Below are 13,675 nucleotides of genomic sequence, written 5' to 3'. Positions count from 1 at the left end.
AAAGCCGCGCCACTTAAGGTCACACAGATGGACATGCAATCCCGAATTCGCCAGCTTTTTCAGGCCAGTATCGACACCAAGCAGCAGGCGATGGACGTACTTGCACCGCACATCGAGCAAGCCAGCCAGGTCATGGTCAACGCCCTGCTCAACGAAGGGAAAATGCTTTCCTGCGGCAACGGCGGCTCGGCCGGCGATGCCCAGCACTTTTCTTCCGAGCTGCTCAACCGTTTCGAGCGCGAGCGCCCGAGCCTGCCAGCCATTGCGCTGACCACCGACAGCTCGACGATCACCTCGATCGCCAACGACTACAGCTACAACGAAGTCTTTTCCAAGCAGATTCGCGCCCTGGGCCAGCCCGGCGACGTCCTGCTGGCGATTTCCACCAGTGGCAACTCAGCGAACATTATTCAAGCGATCCAGGCCGCACATGATCGCGAAATGATTGTCGTAGCATTGACCGGTCGCGATGGCGGCGGCATGGCATCCCTGCTATTGCCGGAAGATGTCGAGATTCGCGTACCCGCCAACGTCACTGCACGCATCCAGGAAGTCCACCTGCTGGCGATCCACTGCCTCTGCGACTTGATCGACAGCCAACTGTTCGGGAGTGAAGAATGACCCCTAATCGCCTTGGCCTACTGGCCCTGACCCTAGCCTTGAGCATCAGCGGTTGCAGCTCGGTGATTACCGCCACCCGCGAAAGCCCGATCGAAGATGACCGCGGTACCCGCACCTTCGGTAGCAAGATCGATGACTCACTGATCCAGACCAAAGTCGAAGTGAACGTCGCCAAGGCCAGCCCGGACCTGGACCACAACTCGCACATCGTGGTGACCAGCTTCAACGGCATCGTCCTGCTGGCTGGCCAGACCCCGCGCGCCGACCTCAAGACACTCGCCGAGCAGGCCGCCAGCGCCGTGCAACGAGTGAAGAAGGTCCACAACGAACTGCAGGTTCTGCCACCCTCCTCTCTGCTGGCCCGGCAGAACGATGCCTGGCTGACCACCAAGATCAAGACCCAGATGCTGACCGACGCCAGCATTCCAGGCTCGCGCATCAAGGTCGTGACGGAAAACGGCATCGTCTACCTGCTGGGCCTGCTGACTCAACAGGAGGCCACCCAGGCGACCAACCTGGTACAGGGCGTTTCCGGCGTGCAGAAAATCGTCAAACTGTTCGAATACATCGACTGATGCAGGCGAAAGGTACGGGCACAAAAAAGGCGATCCGGATGGATCGCCTTTTTTATTACTTCACAACCTTCAGACTGGGTCGACCGCTTGGACGCGGCGGCTCGTTATCCGGTGGTGGAATATCATCATCCGGCTCGATTTCATCGTCCTCGTCATCCACGGGCGACTCCAGATCGAACACCATACCCTGACCATTCTCCCGGGCGTAAATACCCAGGATCGCTGGCACAGGGACATACAGACTATGCGGAACGCCACCGAAGCGCCCCTCAAAAGTCACCACCTCGTTATCCATGTGCAGATGACGCACGGCACTCGGCGAAATATTCAGGACGATCTGTCCGTCACTGGCGAAACCCTGAGGCACCTGCACCGCCGGGTATTCGGAATTGACCAGCATATGCGGGGTGCAATCGTTGTCCACAATCCACTCGTAGAGCGCGCGGACCAGATAAGGTCGACTGGAGTTCATAGCGGCTCCTTAAGCCTTAGCGCATGTCGCGTTCGACGCCAGACAGACTCGCCTGGAACGTCTCACGAGCGAACTGGCGCTCCATGTAATCAAGCAACGGCTTGGCTTGCCGTGGCAATTCAATACCCAGAATCGGTAATCTCCAGAGTATTGGTAATAGGCAGCAATCCACCAGACTTTGTTCCTCACTGAGGAAAAACGGCTTCTCCGCGAACAGCGGCGAAACGCCGGTCAGGCTCTCGCGCAGCTCTTTACGAGCCTGAGCACGGGCCGCTTCCTTGGTCCGGGAATCCAGGATCAGGTCCACCAGCCCACACCAGTCACGCTGGATCCGATGGATCAGCAGACGGCTGTTGGCACGCGCCACAGGGTAAACCGGCAGTAGTGGCGGGTGCGGGTAACGCTCATCCAGATATTCCATCACCACGGTCGACTCCCACAACGCCAGGTCACGATCGACCAGGGTGGGCAGACTGCCGTAAGGGTTCACTTCGATCAGCTTCGGCGGCTGACGCCCCGCCTCCACACTGATGATCTCGGCGCTGACACCCTTCTCTGCGAGCACGATACGTACCCGGTGGGAATAGTGGTCGGCGGGGTCGGAGTAACAGGCCAACCGATTGGTCACGCCCATGGCGGTCCTCCTCGCTTGTTGAAATTATCGGAAGCAGAAAAACGAGCGCGCCCAGAGGGCGCCTCCCGTAACGCCTGGATGACCCAGACTCGTTACACCTTCAGAGACGCCCTTGGGCGCGCACGATTAACAGCAATGAATTACAGCTTTATCAATGAACGTCTTTCCAGTATTCGCGCTTTAGCAGATAGGCGAACACGAAGAAGAAGGCCAGATACAGTAACACATAGGTGCCGATACGTTGATGCTCCAGCTTGACCGGGTTGGCCGAGTAGGCCAGGAAGGTCACCAGATTCTTGACCTTCTCGTTGAACTGCTCTTCGTTGAGCGCGCCGGTTTTTGGCAGCACGGTCAGCTGGTCGCAGGCTTCATGGGTCAAAGCGGTGCCGGTCAGCGGATCGTATTGCTTCTTGCCGTCTTCGACGATCTGCACCTGCTTGCAACCAACAACCTGACGGCCTTGCAGGCCGACCAGAACGTTAGGCATGCCCACGTTCGGGAAGACCTTGTTGTTCACGCCCCATGGGCGCGCAGGGTCTTCGTAGAAGGAGCGCAGGTAGCCATAGAGCCAGTCGGTACCACGCACACGAGCCACCAGGGTCAGGTCGGGCGGAGCCGCACCGAACCAGGTCTTGGCGTCAGCCGGCTGCATGCCGATATTCATGTGATCACCGATTTTGGCACCGGTGAACACCAGCTTGCTCATCATCAGATCGTGAGGAATCCCCAGATCGTCGGCAACGCGCTCATAGCGCTGGAACTTGGCGCTGTGGCAGCCCATGCAGTAGTTGGCGAATGTCCGCGCGCCATCCTGCATGGCGGCCTTGTCGGAGACGTCGATGTCGACTTTTTCCAGCTCGGGACCACCGTGCTCGGCCGCGAAGGACAGTACAGGCATAGCAGCAAGAATCAGTACAGCAAATAGCTTTTTCATCAGCCAGTCACCCTTTCCGGAACCGGTTTGGTCTTCTCGAGCCTGGTGTAGAACGGCATCAGAATGAAGTAGGCGAAGTACAGGAAGGTACATACCTGCGACAGCAGCGTACGACCTGGAGTCGGTGCCAGAACGCCCAGGATCCCCAGGATCACGAACGAGATGCAGAACACCACCAGCCAGATCTTGCTCAGCCAGCCCTTGTAGCGCATGGATTTGACCGGGCTGCGGTCAAGCCATGGCAGCACGAACAGCACAGCGATCGCCGCGCCCATCGCAATCACACCCAGCAGCTTGTCCGGAACCGCGCGCAGAATCGCGTAGAACGGGGTGAAGTACCAAACCGGGGCAATATGCTCAGGCGTCTTGAACGGGTTGGCCTGCTCGAAGTTCGGCTTCTCGAGGAAATAACCACCCATTTCCGGGAAGAAGAACACAATCGAACAGAAGATGAACAGGAACACCACCACACCGACGATGTCTTTCACGGTGTAGTACGGGTGGAAAGCGATGCCATCCAGCGGTACGCCGTTTTCATCCTTGTGCTTCTTGATGTCCACGCCATCCGGGTTGTTCGAACCCACTTCGTGCAGCGCCAGGATATGCAGCACCACCAGACCGAGAATCACGATCGGCAGGGCCACTACGTGCAAGGCGAAGAAGCGGTTCAGGGTAATACCGGAAATCAGGTAGTCGCCACGAATCCACTGGGTCAGGTCGTTACCGATGACCGGGATCGCACCAAACAGCGAGATGATCACCTGGGCGCCCCAGTAGGACATTTGCCCCCAAGGCAGCAGGTAGCCCATGAAGGCTTCAGCCATCAGCGCCAGGTAAATCAGCATGCCGAACAGCCACACCAGCTCACGCGGCTTCTGGTAGGAACCGTAGAGCAGGCCACGGAACATGTGCAGATAGACCACGATGAAGAACGCCGAAGCGCCGGTGGAGTGCAGCAGACGCAGGATCGAGCCGTACTCGACGTCGCGCATGATGTATTCGACGGAAGCGAAAGCTTCTTCAGCCGATGGGGTGTAGCTCATGGTCAACCAGACACCGGTGACGATCTGGTTAACCAGAACCAGCAGAGCCAGGGAACCAAAGAAATAGAAGAAGTTGAAGTTCTTCGGAGCGTAATACTTGCTGAGATGGTCTTCCCACATCTTGGTCGCTGGGAAGCGCGCATCAACCCAATCCATGAACTTGCTCATCACGCTTTCTCCGTATCGACGCCGATGACAATAAGGTCGTCCGACTCATAGGAATGCGGGGGTACTGGCAGGTTCAAAGGCGCGGGTTGCGACTTGTAGACGCGGCCAGCCAGATCGTAGTGGGAACCGTGGCAAGGGCAGAAATAGCCACCTACCCAATCCTTACCCAGATCCGCAGGCGCCACTTCAGGGCGGAAAGTCGGTGAGCAACCCAGGTGGGTGCAGATACCGATCAGCAGCAGAATCTCTGGCTTGATCGAACGCACTTCCGGGTCGACGTAGGTTGGTTGAACAGAGTTCTTGGAGTCTGGGTCGGACAGTTGACCCTCGATCTTTTTGAGATTCCCCAGGATTTCCTGTGTACGGCGGACGATGAATACCGGCTGACCACGCCACTCAGCAATCATCTGCTGACCTGGGTCGATCTTGCTGATATTCACTTTCACCGGTGCCCCTGCGGCTTTCGCCTTGGCACTGGGAAACCATGACCCCACGAACGGGACCGCAGCCCCCACCGCTCCTGCAGCACCCACCACGGATGTGGCTGCTACAAGGAAGCGACGCCGGCCTGCATTCACGCCGTCATTGCTCATTCAGTCCTCTCCCATCAGCTTTGTGGCCTGTTAAATCAGGCATCTACTAAGTAAAAATCTGAACTTATAAAAATTTTGCCGAATGGTAATGAAAAGCCCCTACTCTGACAAGGTAATTACCAACTTGGCCCTGCCCCAAGCCCTGTAGTATAGGGGCTCTGCGGATGTGGCAAGTTGTCACAGCGCAAAATAATCGCCCATAAAAAAACGCCCAGCTCCGTGAGGAGACTGGGCGTTTTTTGAACGCGAAAGCGAATTAACGCTTCGAGTACTGCGGACGCTTACGCGCTTTACGCAGACCAACTTTCTTACGTTCAACTTCACGTGCGTCACGGGTTACGAAACCGGCTTTACGCAGAGCGCTGCGCAGAGTTTCGTCGTAATCCATCAGAGCGCGAGTGATGCCGTGGCGGATTGCGCCAGCTTGGCCACTCACACCACCGCCGATAACGGTGACGTAGATGTCGAACTTCTCGACGGTCTCGGTCAGTTCCAGCGGCTGACGAACTACCATGCGGGCAGTTTCGCGACCGAAGAAGTTATCCAGGGAGCGGTTGTTGATGGAGATGTTGCCAGTGCCCGGACGCAGGAAAACGCGTGCGGTTGCAGTCTTGCGACGGCCAGTGCCGTAATTTTGAGTCGCCGACATAATGAACTATTCCGTTAAATCTTCAGTTCTTGGGGCTGCTGAGCAGTATGAGGGTGTGCAGCGCCCGCATAGACTTTCAGCTTACGGTACATGTCGCGACCCAGCGGGTTCTTAGGCAGCATGCCTTTTACCGCGGTCTCGATCACGCGCTCAGGGGCCTTGGCGATCAGCTTTTCAAAGTTGATCGACTTGATGCCGCCCGGGAAACCGGAGTGGGAGTAGTACATTTTGTCAGTGGTTTTAGCGCCAGTAACACGTACTTGCTCAGCGTTGATCACGACGATGTAGTCACCGGTGTCGACGTGAGGGGTGTACTCAGGCTTGTGCTTGCCACGCAGACGGCTCGCGATCTCGGTGGCCAGACGACCCAGGGTCTGACCAGCAGCGTCGACGACAAACCAGTCGCGCTTAACTGTTTCCGGTTTAGCAGTAAAAGTTTTCATTCTTTATAGCCTCAGGGGCCGCCCTGTAAATTAGACGGCGGATCTTACTGAATAGTGCGTACTTTGACAAGTCAAAGGCAGCCGGATACAGACGCTATCGGGGGCTCGGGTCAGCGCGTCCGTTATACGGCAAGATTCTTCGGCAGGCGGCGCATCACTTCCACTGCAGAAAGAGCTGCGGAATTATGCAGATTGCGAAAAAAAATTCAACCTGCTTTTATGATTGTTTTGCCGAAGGAGCACCCGATGGACTATCGCCAGCTAGGCCGGACCGACCTGAACGTGAGTGCCATCTGCCTGGGGACCATGACCTGGGGCGAGCAAAACAGCGAGTCCGAGGCCTTCGCCCAGATCGAACGGGCCAAGGCTGCGGGGATCAACTTCATCGATACCGCCGAGATGTATCCGGTGCCGCCAAAGGCTGAAACCTACGCCACCACCGAGCGCTACATCGGTAACTGGTTCAAGGCTCGCGGCGATCGCGCCGACTGGATCCTCGCCAGCAAGATCGCCGGCCCCGGCAACACCATCGACTACATCCGCGACAAGCAGCTCAAACACAACCGCAAGCACATAGTCCAAGCCGTGGACGCCAGCCTCAAGCGCCTGCAGACCGACTGGATCGACCTTTACCAGTTGCACTGGCCGGAGCGCAGCACCAACTTCTTCGGCCAGCTGGGCTACAAGCACAAGGAAGAAGACTTCACCCCACTGGAAGAAACCCTCGAAGCCCTGGACGAACAGGTCAAGGCTGGCAAGATCCGCCACATCGGCCTGTCCAACGAAACGCCCTGGGGCACCATGAAGTTCCTGGCCCTGGCCGAGAGCCGCGGCTGGCCACGGGCAGTATCGATCCAGAACCCCTACAACCTGCTCAACCGCAGCTTTGAAGTGGGCCTGGCGGAAATCGCCATTCGCGAACAATGTGGGTTGCTGGCCTATTCGCCCCTGGCGTTCGGCTTCCTCTCCGGCAAATACGAAGGTGGCGCGCGCCCGGCCAAAGGCCGCCTGAGCCTCTATAGCCGCTTCAGCCGCTACTTCAATCCACAGTCGGAAGCAGCCTGCAGCCGTTATGTCGCCCTGGCCCGCGAGCACGGCCTGGACCCGGCGCAAATGGCCCTGGCGTTCGTCACCCAGCAGCCGTTCGTCACCAGCAACATCATTGGCGCGACCACCCTCGAGCAACTGGACAGCAACATCGCCAGTCTCGAGCTGAAGCTGTCGAATGAGGTGCTGGCCGGCATCGAGGCGATCCACAAGGATCACCCGAACCCGGCGCCATAACCCATCCTCCTGCGGGAGCGAGCCCGCCAGGCTCGCCCCTACCCGACAGACAATGCGTTACAGGGAACGCGCGATGATTTCCTTCATGATCTCGTTGGTCCCGGCATAGATCCGCTGTACTCGCGCATCCGCCCAGGCCCGGGCTATCGGGTACTCCCACATGAAGCCGTAACCACCGTGCAGTTGCACGCACTCGTCGAGCACCTTGCACTGCAGGTCCGTGCCCCAGTACTTGGCCATCGCGGCGGTCGGTACGTCGAGCTTGCCTTGCAGGTGCAATTCCAGGCAGCGGTCGACGAACACCCGACCGATCTGAATCTCGGTGGCCATTTCCGCCAGCTTGAAGCGGGTGTTCTGGAAATCGGCGATCGATTTGCCGAAGGCCTTGCGCTCGCGGGTGTATTCCAGGGTCCACTGCAATGCCGCCTCGGCTGACGCCAGGCCACCCACAGCCACCGTCAGGCGCTCCTGGGGCAGCTCCTGCATCAGATAGGCAAAGCCCGCGCCGGCCTGCCCCAGCAGGTTTTCCTTGGGTACGCGAACGTCCTGGAAGAACAGTTCGGAAGTGTCCTGGGCCTTCATGCCGACCTTTTCCAGGCGCTTGCCCTTGGAAAAACCAGGCGTATCCGCCTCCACCAGGAACAGGCTGGTGCCCTTGGCGCCGGCCTTGGGATCGGTCTTGGCTACGACGATCACCAGATCGGCCAGATAACCGTTGGTGATAAAGGTCTTGGAGCCGTTGATCACATAGTCGTCACCGTCCAACACCGCGGTGGTCTTCACCCCTTGCAAGTCGGAGCCCGCGCCCGGCTCGGTCATGGCAATGGCCGTGACCATCTCGCCGGACACCAGTTTCGGCAAGTACTTGTGCTTCAGCTCCTCGCTGCCGTAATGCAGGATATAGGGCGCGACGATATCGGAATGCAGGGAGAAGCCGATGCCAGTCAGGCCAAGACGCCCCACCTCCTCGATCACCACCGCGCTATAGAGAAAGTCAGCCCCCAGTCCGCCGTACTCCTCGGGGAGATGGGAGCAGAGCATTCCCGCCTCACCGGCCTTGTTCCACAAGGCGCGGTCGATGTAGCCCTGCTTTTCCCATTGCCCATGGAACGGCACGGCCTCCTTTTCCAGGAAGCTACGTACGCTGTCACGAAAGAGTTCGTGCTCGGAGCTGAACAAGGTTCTGGGGATCATGGGGCCACCTATCGTTATTGTTAGCCGGGATTGGCCCACAGAGCCTAAGCCCACGCGCACGACACAGGACACTGGACACATCCGACAAAAAATAAGACGATCCAGCCGTCTGGTGACCACTTTCCCCTATAAGAACAATTGAATTATGTCTAACCAAACCTCCACGCCCTTGCGGCGCGTCAGCATCCTGGCTATCGACCGGGTTTTCGCCTCCACCCTCATGCAAGCCAAGGATTTCTTCCATCTGGCCAGCCTGCGCTACGGCAAGCAGCTGGGCCAGGGCCTGACCCCGGCGTTCGAAACCCGCCTGGTCAGCCCGGACGGAAAACCGGTGTGCAGTTTCAGCAACGTGATCATGCCAGTGGACGGCGCCCTGGAAGATACCGACGTGATCATCCTCCCGGCGTTCTGGGACGATTTCGAAACCCTCTGCCAACGTTATCCGCAGATCCTGCCCTGGCTGCGCCAGCAACATGCCCGCGGCGCGGTGCTCTGCGGCGAGGCCACCGGGGTGTTCTGGCTGGCCGAGGCCGGGTTGCTCGACGGCAAGGAAGCCACCACTTACTGGCGCTTCTTCAATGCCTTCAGCGAGCGCTTCCCCAAGGTCCAGCTCAATCAGGACAAGCACCTGACCGACGCCGACAACCTGTATTGCGCCGGCGGCACCACCTCGGCCTGCGACCTGTACATCTACCTGATCGAGCGTTTCTGCGGCGCCAACGTCGCCCAGGCCGTGGCCCGCGACATTCTCTATGAGGTGCAGCGCAGCTATTCCCCGGGGCGTATCGGTTTCGGTGGCCAGAAGCTGCACCAGGACGTGATCATCCTGCAGATCCAGCACTGGCTCGAAGAGCACTTCGCCGACAAGTTCCGCTTCGAGGACGTGGCCCGGGAACATGGCATGAGCATTCGCAATTTCATGCGGCGCTTCCAGACCGCCACCGGTGACAAGCCCCTGCATTACCTGCAACGCCTGCGTATCGAAACCGCCAAGGGTTTGCTCTCGGGGACGCGCAAGAGCATCAAGACCATCAGCTATGAGGTCGGCTATGACGATGCGAGCTTCTTCGCCCGCCTGTTCCGCCAGCACACCGAGCTGTCGCCGAACCAGTACCGGCAGCAGTTTCACCAACAAGCCGCGTAAATGAAAAAGGGCCTGCAATGCAGGCCCTTCTTTTATCCGGACAACCGTTAAGGCTTGTGCGCCCGCGAGAGGAACTCGTGGGACTGCATTTCCAGCAGACGGCTGAGGGTGCGCTGGAACTCGAAGGTCAGGCGACCGCCGGTGTACAGGTCCTTGAGCTCGACTTCAGCGGAGATGATCAGCTTGACGTTACGGTCGTAGAATTCGTCGACCATGTTGATGAAGCGACGGGCGATGTCGTCGGTGGCGACGCTCATCTGCTCGACACCGCTGACCAGTACGGCGTGGAAGATCTTGCCCAGTTCGATGTAGTCGTTCTGGCTGCGCGGACCGTCGCACAGTTCGCGGAAGTCGAACCAGGCCACATCATCGCAGGTACGCAGGGCACGGATTTCGCGGTTCTCGACGATCAGCACATCGTTTTCCACCGCCTGGGTGCATTCCGGCGTCAGCGCGCGGAAGCTCTTGCGCAGGCTTTCGTGGGCCGCTTCGTCCAGCGGGAAGTGAAACAGTTCGGCCTGCTCCAGATGACGCAGACGGTAGTCGACACCGCTGTCGACGTTAACGATTTCAGTATGCTGCTTGATCAAGGCAATGGCCGGCAGGAAGCGCGCACGTTGCAGGCCGTCCTTGTACAAACCGTCCGGAACGATGTTCGAGGTGGCCACCAGGGTCACGCCGTTCTTGAACAGCTCTTCCATCAGCGTGCCGAGGATCATGGCGTCGGTGATGTCAGAGACGAAAAATTCGTCGAAGCAGATCACCCGGGCCTCGTCGGCGAAACGCTTGGCGATGATGGTCAGCGGGTTCTTCTCGCCGCCCAGGGTCTTCATCTCTTCGTGCACACGCTTCATGAAGCGGTGGAAGTGAGTACGGACCTTCTGCTTGAACGGCAGGGCTTCAAAGAAGGTATCGACCAGATACGTCTTGCCACGCCCTACCCCGCCCCAGAAGTACAGGCCCTTGACCGGCGCCTGGTCTTTCTTGCCAAACAACTTGCCCAGCAGGCCCGGCTTGTTGTTCGACGCGGCGATCAGATCGTCGTACAGGCGCTGCAAATGACGCACAGCGGTTTCCTGCGCAGCGTCGTGGAAGAACTCCGGGCGTTTCAGATCAGCTTGGTATCGTTCTAGGGGCGTCATAATTCGTTAGCAAGGCAACAAAAACGGGCCGTCACTGTAGCGACGGCCCTTGAGAATGGCAATCAGCCCTTGGTCGGGAGATTGCGGTTAGTCCTGCACAGGCGTCAGGGCGACGCGCAGCGCATCGATCGCCGCATCGCGGGCCGCCGCGTCGGCAAAGGCCGGGCTGTCGGCCACGCACTCACCTTCCAGCCAGACGCTGAAACTCAGCGCTTCGCTGCGCAGATCCAGAGCCTGGCCGGCTTGCAGTTGCTTGGTCACGGCACCCGCAGTCTTGCCGTCGGCGAAGTTGCGCGACAGCAACAGCTGCTCGCCATCGGCGGCCAGCAGGCGGAAACGGAAGCTGCCGTCGTCTTCACGGAAGCTGACGAAGCGCGCGGCCTTGGCCGCTTTCTTCTTGGTGGTCGCCGCTACTTGCACCTGATTGACGAACGAACGCAGGCCCACGGCCTCGCGCAGCTCGTTGAGGAAGGGCGTGGCCACGGCACGGGCTTTCTTGGCGCCGGCCTGGAGGATGTCTTCCAGGTCCGAAGGGCGCTCGATCAACTGGTGATAACGCTCGCGCGCCTCGCCCAGCTGGTTGTCCAGCAGCTGGAACAGACGATTCTTCGCCTCGCCCCAACCCAGGCCCTGCAGCAGTTCGCTGCGGAATTCGTCAGCCTGGCCCTGTGTCGCGAAGGCCTGGAACAGGGTGAACAGGTGAGCGTTGTCCGGATCCTTGGCTTCGCCAGGAGCACGGGAGTCGGTGACGATGCGCGAGATCGCGTCCTTCATGTCCTTGGCGCTGCTGAACAACGGGATGGTGTTGTCGTAGCTCTTGGACATCTTGCGGCCATCGAGGCCCGGCAAGGTGGCGACGCTTTCCTCGATCAGCGCCTCGGGCATGGTGAAGAACTCCTTGCCCTGGCCGAACAGGTGGTTGAAACGCTGGCCGATGTCACGAGCCATTTCCACGTGCTGGATCTGGTCGCGACCGACCGGCACCTTGTGCGCGTTGAACATCAGGATGTCCGCGGCCATCAGCACCGGGTAGCTGTACAGGCCCATGGTGATGCCGGCATCCGGGTCTTCACCGGTTTCGACGTTTTTATCCACCGAAGCCTTGTAGGCATGGGCGCGGTTGAGCAGGCCCTTGGCCGCCACGCAGGTCAGCAACCAGGTCAGCTCCGGGATTTCCGGGATGTCCGACTGTCGGTAGAAAGTCACGCGTTCCACATCCAGGCCACCGGCCAGCCAGGTCGCGGCGATTTCCAGGCGCGAGCGCTGGATACGCAGCGGGTCGTCGCACTTGATCAGGGCGTGATAGTCGGCCAGGAAGTAGAACGAATCGGCATTGCTGTCGCGGCTGGCGAGGATCGCCGGGCGGATGGCGCCGGCGTAGTTGCCCAGGTGCGGCGTGCCGGTGGTGGTGATGCCGGTGAGGATGCGCGTACGAGTAGTCATGGGTAATCGCTTATCAGACTGCAATCAATTCGAGAGTCGTGGCAGCACCAGATCCTTGAGATCGGTGAGCTTGCCATGAAAAAAGTGTCCGCATTCTGCCACTTTCAGCAGCTCATGGGGGCGCTCAAGCGCGTCGGACCAGTCGTAGACCAGTTGCGGGTCGACCACTTCGTCGGTTTCCGGCTGGATCAGGGTCAGCGGGCAGTTCTGTGGCAGCAGGTCGGTGTCGCGCAAACGCATCACCGCGGCGGCGACCATGAACAGGTGCTTGAGCTGTTCACCGCGGGCTTCCAGGCGCCCGCCGAGGCTCGCGGCGACAAAGCCGCCGAAGGAGAAACCGAGCAGGGTCATCGGCAGGTCCGGGTGCTGGGCCCGCAGCCATTCGGCAGCCGCCTGCGCGTCGTCGACTTCACCACTGCCCATGTCGTGGCTGCCTTCGCTGGCGCCGACGCCACGGTAGTTGAAACGCAAGGTGATCAGGCCGGCATCGCGCGCCGTACGTTGCAGGGTCGATACCACCTTGTTGAGCATGGTGCCGCCCTGCACCGGGTTCGGATGGCAGATCAGCGCCACGCCACGGGCATCGGCGACATCCAGATACAGGGCTTCCAGTTGGCCGACCGGGCCGGCAATCACTACGGGGGTTTCACGCATAAGCAAGGAAGGAACTCCGTGACCTCGAATCGGGTCGACTCGTCTAGCAAATTGTCTGTGCCAATCTATTGCGAGTGAATCGCGGTATACAGCGCAGGTTCGAGCCGTTAACGTAAAGCAAAGCCGTTTATAGAGGAAGGACTCGTGGAACACTCGCTCTTAGTTTGGTTGTTGCCGACTCTTGCCCTGATCGCGGGTGTCGCCATTGGATTTCTGGTCGCTCGCCTGCTGCCGAATGCCGCGCCTAACCGCACGCAACGTCAGCTGGATGATATTCAGGAACGTTTTGACAGCTATCAGAACGAAGTGGTCACCCACTTCAACAGCACCGCCACCCTGGTGAAAAAACTGACTCAAAGCTATCAGGAAGTGCAGGACCATCTCGCCGAGGGCGCCAACCGCCTGGCCCTGGACGAGCTGACCCGCCAACGCCTGCTGGCCGCGCTGCACTCCGACTCGGTGCAGGCTCCACGGGAACGCCTGACGCCGCCACGCGACCAGGAACCGCCACGGGACTACGCGCCAAAGACGCCTAACGCGCCAGGCATGCTCGACGAGCATTATGGTCTGAAGAAATAATCGGGCTTCGCATCCAATAAAAAGCCCCCGGACAACTCGGTTGTCCGGGGGCTTTTTTGTATCTGGTGATTTGATAGCGACCTCTTCGCGGGCAAAGGCCACA

Annotated in this window: 16 protein-coding genes; 5 read left to right on the top strand and 11 right to left on the bottom strand. The window is 59.3% G+C overall.

Annotated features, from left to right (window positions below; translation table 11 throughout):
* Window positions 1-27 precede the first annotated feature (27 nt).
* Both J4D52_RS11685 and J4D52_RS11680 read left to right on the top strand, forming a co-directional pair.
* Window positions 28-621, top strand: coding sequence for a phosphoheptose isomerase (locus J4D52_RS11685; RefSeq protein ID WP_007928463.1), 594 nt, complete (start codon window positions 28-30; stop codon window positions 619-621).
* Window positions 618-1,196 carry a BON domain-containing protein gene (locus tag J4D52_RS11680; RefSeq protein WP_007928462.1) on the top strand — a complete coding sequence of 193 codons (579 nt, stop codon included), beginning with the start codon at window positions 618-620 and terminating at the stop codon, window positions 1,194-1,196. Before J4D52_RS11685 ends, J4D52_RS11680 begins: the two co-directional genes overlap by 4 nt.
* A gap of 55 nt (window positions 1,197-1,251) precedes the next feature.
* Here the strand turns inward: J4D52_RS11680 and J4D52_RS11675 are convergent, their stop codons facing one another.
* The 7 genes from J4D52_RS11675 to rplM all read right to left on the bottom strand — a co-directional run bounded on the left by J4D52_RS11675 (window position 1,252) and on the right by rplM (window position 6,132).
* Entirely contained in the window at window positions 1,252-1,668 is a 417-nt protein-coding gene (locus J4D52_RS11675; RefSeq protein ID WP_007928461.1) for a ClpXP protease specificity-enhancing factor, read from the bottom strand.
* Window positions 1,669-1,684: 16 nt separating this feature from the next.
* Window positions 1,685-2,302: a glutathione S-transferase N-terminal domain-containing protein gene (locus J4D52_RS11670; RefSeq protein ID WP_007928460.1), complete on the bottom strand. Its 618-nt coding sequence runs from the start codon at window positions 2,300-2,302 to the stop codon at window positions 1,685-1,687.
* A gap of 151 nt (window positions 2,303-2,453) precedes the next feature.
* Window positions 2,454-3,236: a cytochrome c1 gene (locus J4D52_RS11665; RefSeq protein ID WP_102676029.1), complete on the bottom strand. Its 783-nt coding sequence runs from the start codon at window positions 3,234-3,236 to the stop codon at window positions 2,454-2,456.
* On the bottom strand, window positions 3,236-4,447 hold the full coding sequence (locus J4D52_RS11660; protein ID WP_007928456.1) for a cytochrome bc complex cytochrome b subunit: 1,212 nt from the start codon (window positions 4,445-4,447) through the stop codon (window positions 3,236-3,238). The genes J4D52_RS11665 and J4D52_RS11660 overlap by 1 nt, the downstream gene beginning before the upstream one ends.
* The gene (gene petA, locus J4D52_RS11655; protein ID WP_007928454.1) at window positions 4,447-5,040 is read right to left on the bottom strand and encodes a ubiquinol-cytochrome c reductase iron-sulfur subunit; all 594 of its coding nucleotides are present in this window, start codon (window positions 5,038-5,040) and stop codon (window positions 4,447-4,449) included. Before petA ends, J4D52_RS11660 begins: the two co-directional genes overlap by 1 nt.
* A 256-nt stretch (window positions 5,041-5,296) precedes the next feature.
* Window positions 5,297-5,689 carry a 30S ribosomal protein S9 gene (gene rpsI / locus J4D52_RS11650; protein WP_003228056.1) on the bottom strand — a complete coding sequence of 131 codons (393 nt, stop codon included), beginning with the start codon at window positions 5,687-5,689 and terminating at the stop codon, window positions 5,297-5,299.
* A gap of 14 nt (window positions 5,690-5,703) precedes the next feature.
* Entirely contained in the window at window positions 5,704-6,132 is a 429-nt protein-coding gene (gene rplM / locus J4D52_RS11645) for a 50S ribosomal protein L13 (RefSeq protein WP_007928449.1), read from the bottom strand.
* A gap of 246 nt (window positions 6,133-6,378) precedes the next feature.
* Between rplM and J4D52_RS11640 the strand changes: the two genes are divergently transcribed.
* Window positions 6,379-7,416, top strand: a complete 1,038-nt coding sequence (locus tag J4D52_RS11640; RefSeq protein WP_025806198.1) for an NADP(H)-dependent aldo-keto reductase — start codon at window positions 6,379-6,381, stop codon at window positions 7,414-7,416.
* A 57-nt stretch (window positions 7,417-7,473) separates the two neighbouring features.
* On the opposite strand, the gene J4D52_RS11635 is transcribed toward J4D52_RS11640, so the two are convergent.
* Entirely contained in the window at window positions 7,474-8,610 is a 1,137-nt protein-coding gene (locus tag J4D52_RS11635) for an acyl-CoA dehydrogenase family protein (protein WP_102676028.1), read from the bottom strand.
* 244 nt (window positions 8,611-8,854) lie between these two features.
* Here J4D52_RS11635 and J4D52_RS11630 point away from each other — a divergent pair, with 244 nt between their 5' ends.
* Window positions 8,855-9,754: a GlxA family transcriptional regulator gene (locus J4D52_RS11630; RefSeq protein ID WP_169914967.1), complete on the top strand. Its 900-nt coding sequence runs from the start codon at window positions 8,855-8,857 to the stop codon at window positions 9,752-9,754.
* Window positions 9,755-9,801: 47 nt separating this feature from the next.
* On the opposite strand, the gene zapE is transcribed toward J4D52_RS11630, so the two are convergent.
* From zapE to J4D52_RS11615, 3 genes are all read right to left on the bottom strand, one after another.
* Window positions 9,802-10,896: a cell division protein ZapE gene (zapE, locus tag J4D52_RS11625; RefSeq protein ID WP_025806201.1), complete on the bottom strand. Its 1,095-nt coding sequence runs from the start codon at window positions 10,894-10,896 to the stop codon at window positions 9,802-9,804.
* Between the two features lie 87 nt (window positions 10,897-10,983).
* Complete coding sequence (locus J4D52_RS11620) at window positions 10,984-12,339, bottom strand: tryptophan--tRNA ligase (RefSeq protein WP_102676027.1); 1,356 nt, start codon at window positions 12,337-12,339, stop codon at window positions 10,984-10,986.
* 24 nt (window positions 12,340-12,363) lie between these two features.
* On the bottom strand, window positions 12,364-12,993 hold the full coding sequence (locus J4D52_RS11615; protein ID WP_025806202.1) for an alpha/beta hydrolase: 630 nt from the start codon (window positions 12,991-12,993) through the stop codon (window positions 12,364-12,366).
* A gap of 144 nt (window positions 12,994-13,137) precedes the next feature.
* On the opposite strand from J4D52_RS11615, the gene J4D52_RS11610 reads away from it, so the two are divergent.
* Window positions 13,138-13,572, top strand: coding sequence for a YhcB family protein (locus J4D52_RS11610; RefSeq protein ID WP_007928428.1), 435 nt, complete (start codon window positions 13,138-13,140; stop codon window positions 13,570-13,572).
* The last annotated feature ends 103 nt before the right edge of the window (window positions 13,573-13,675 follow it).

The sequence above is a fragment of the Pseudomonas sp. GW460-12-10-14-TSB1 genome (genome assembly GCF_017349775.1).
GTDB lineage: Bacteria > Pseudomonadota > Gammaproteobacteria > Pseudomonadales > Pseudomonadaceae > Aquipseudomonas > Aquipseudomonas piscium.
The sequence above is the reverse complement of the archived record's forward strand: the minus strand, read 5'-3'. Positions and strand labels throughout refer to the sequence as shown.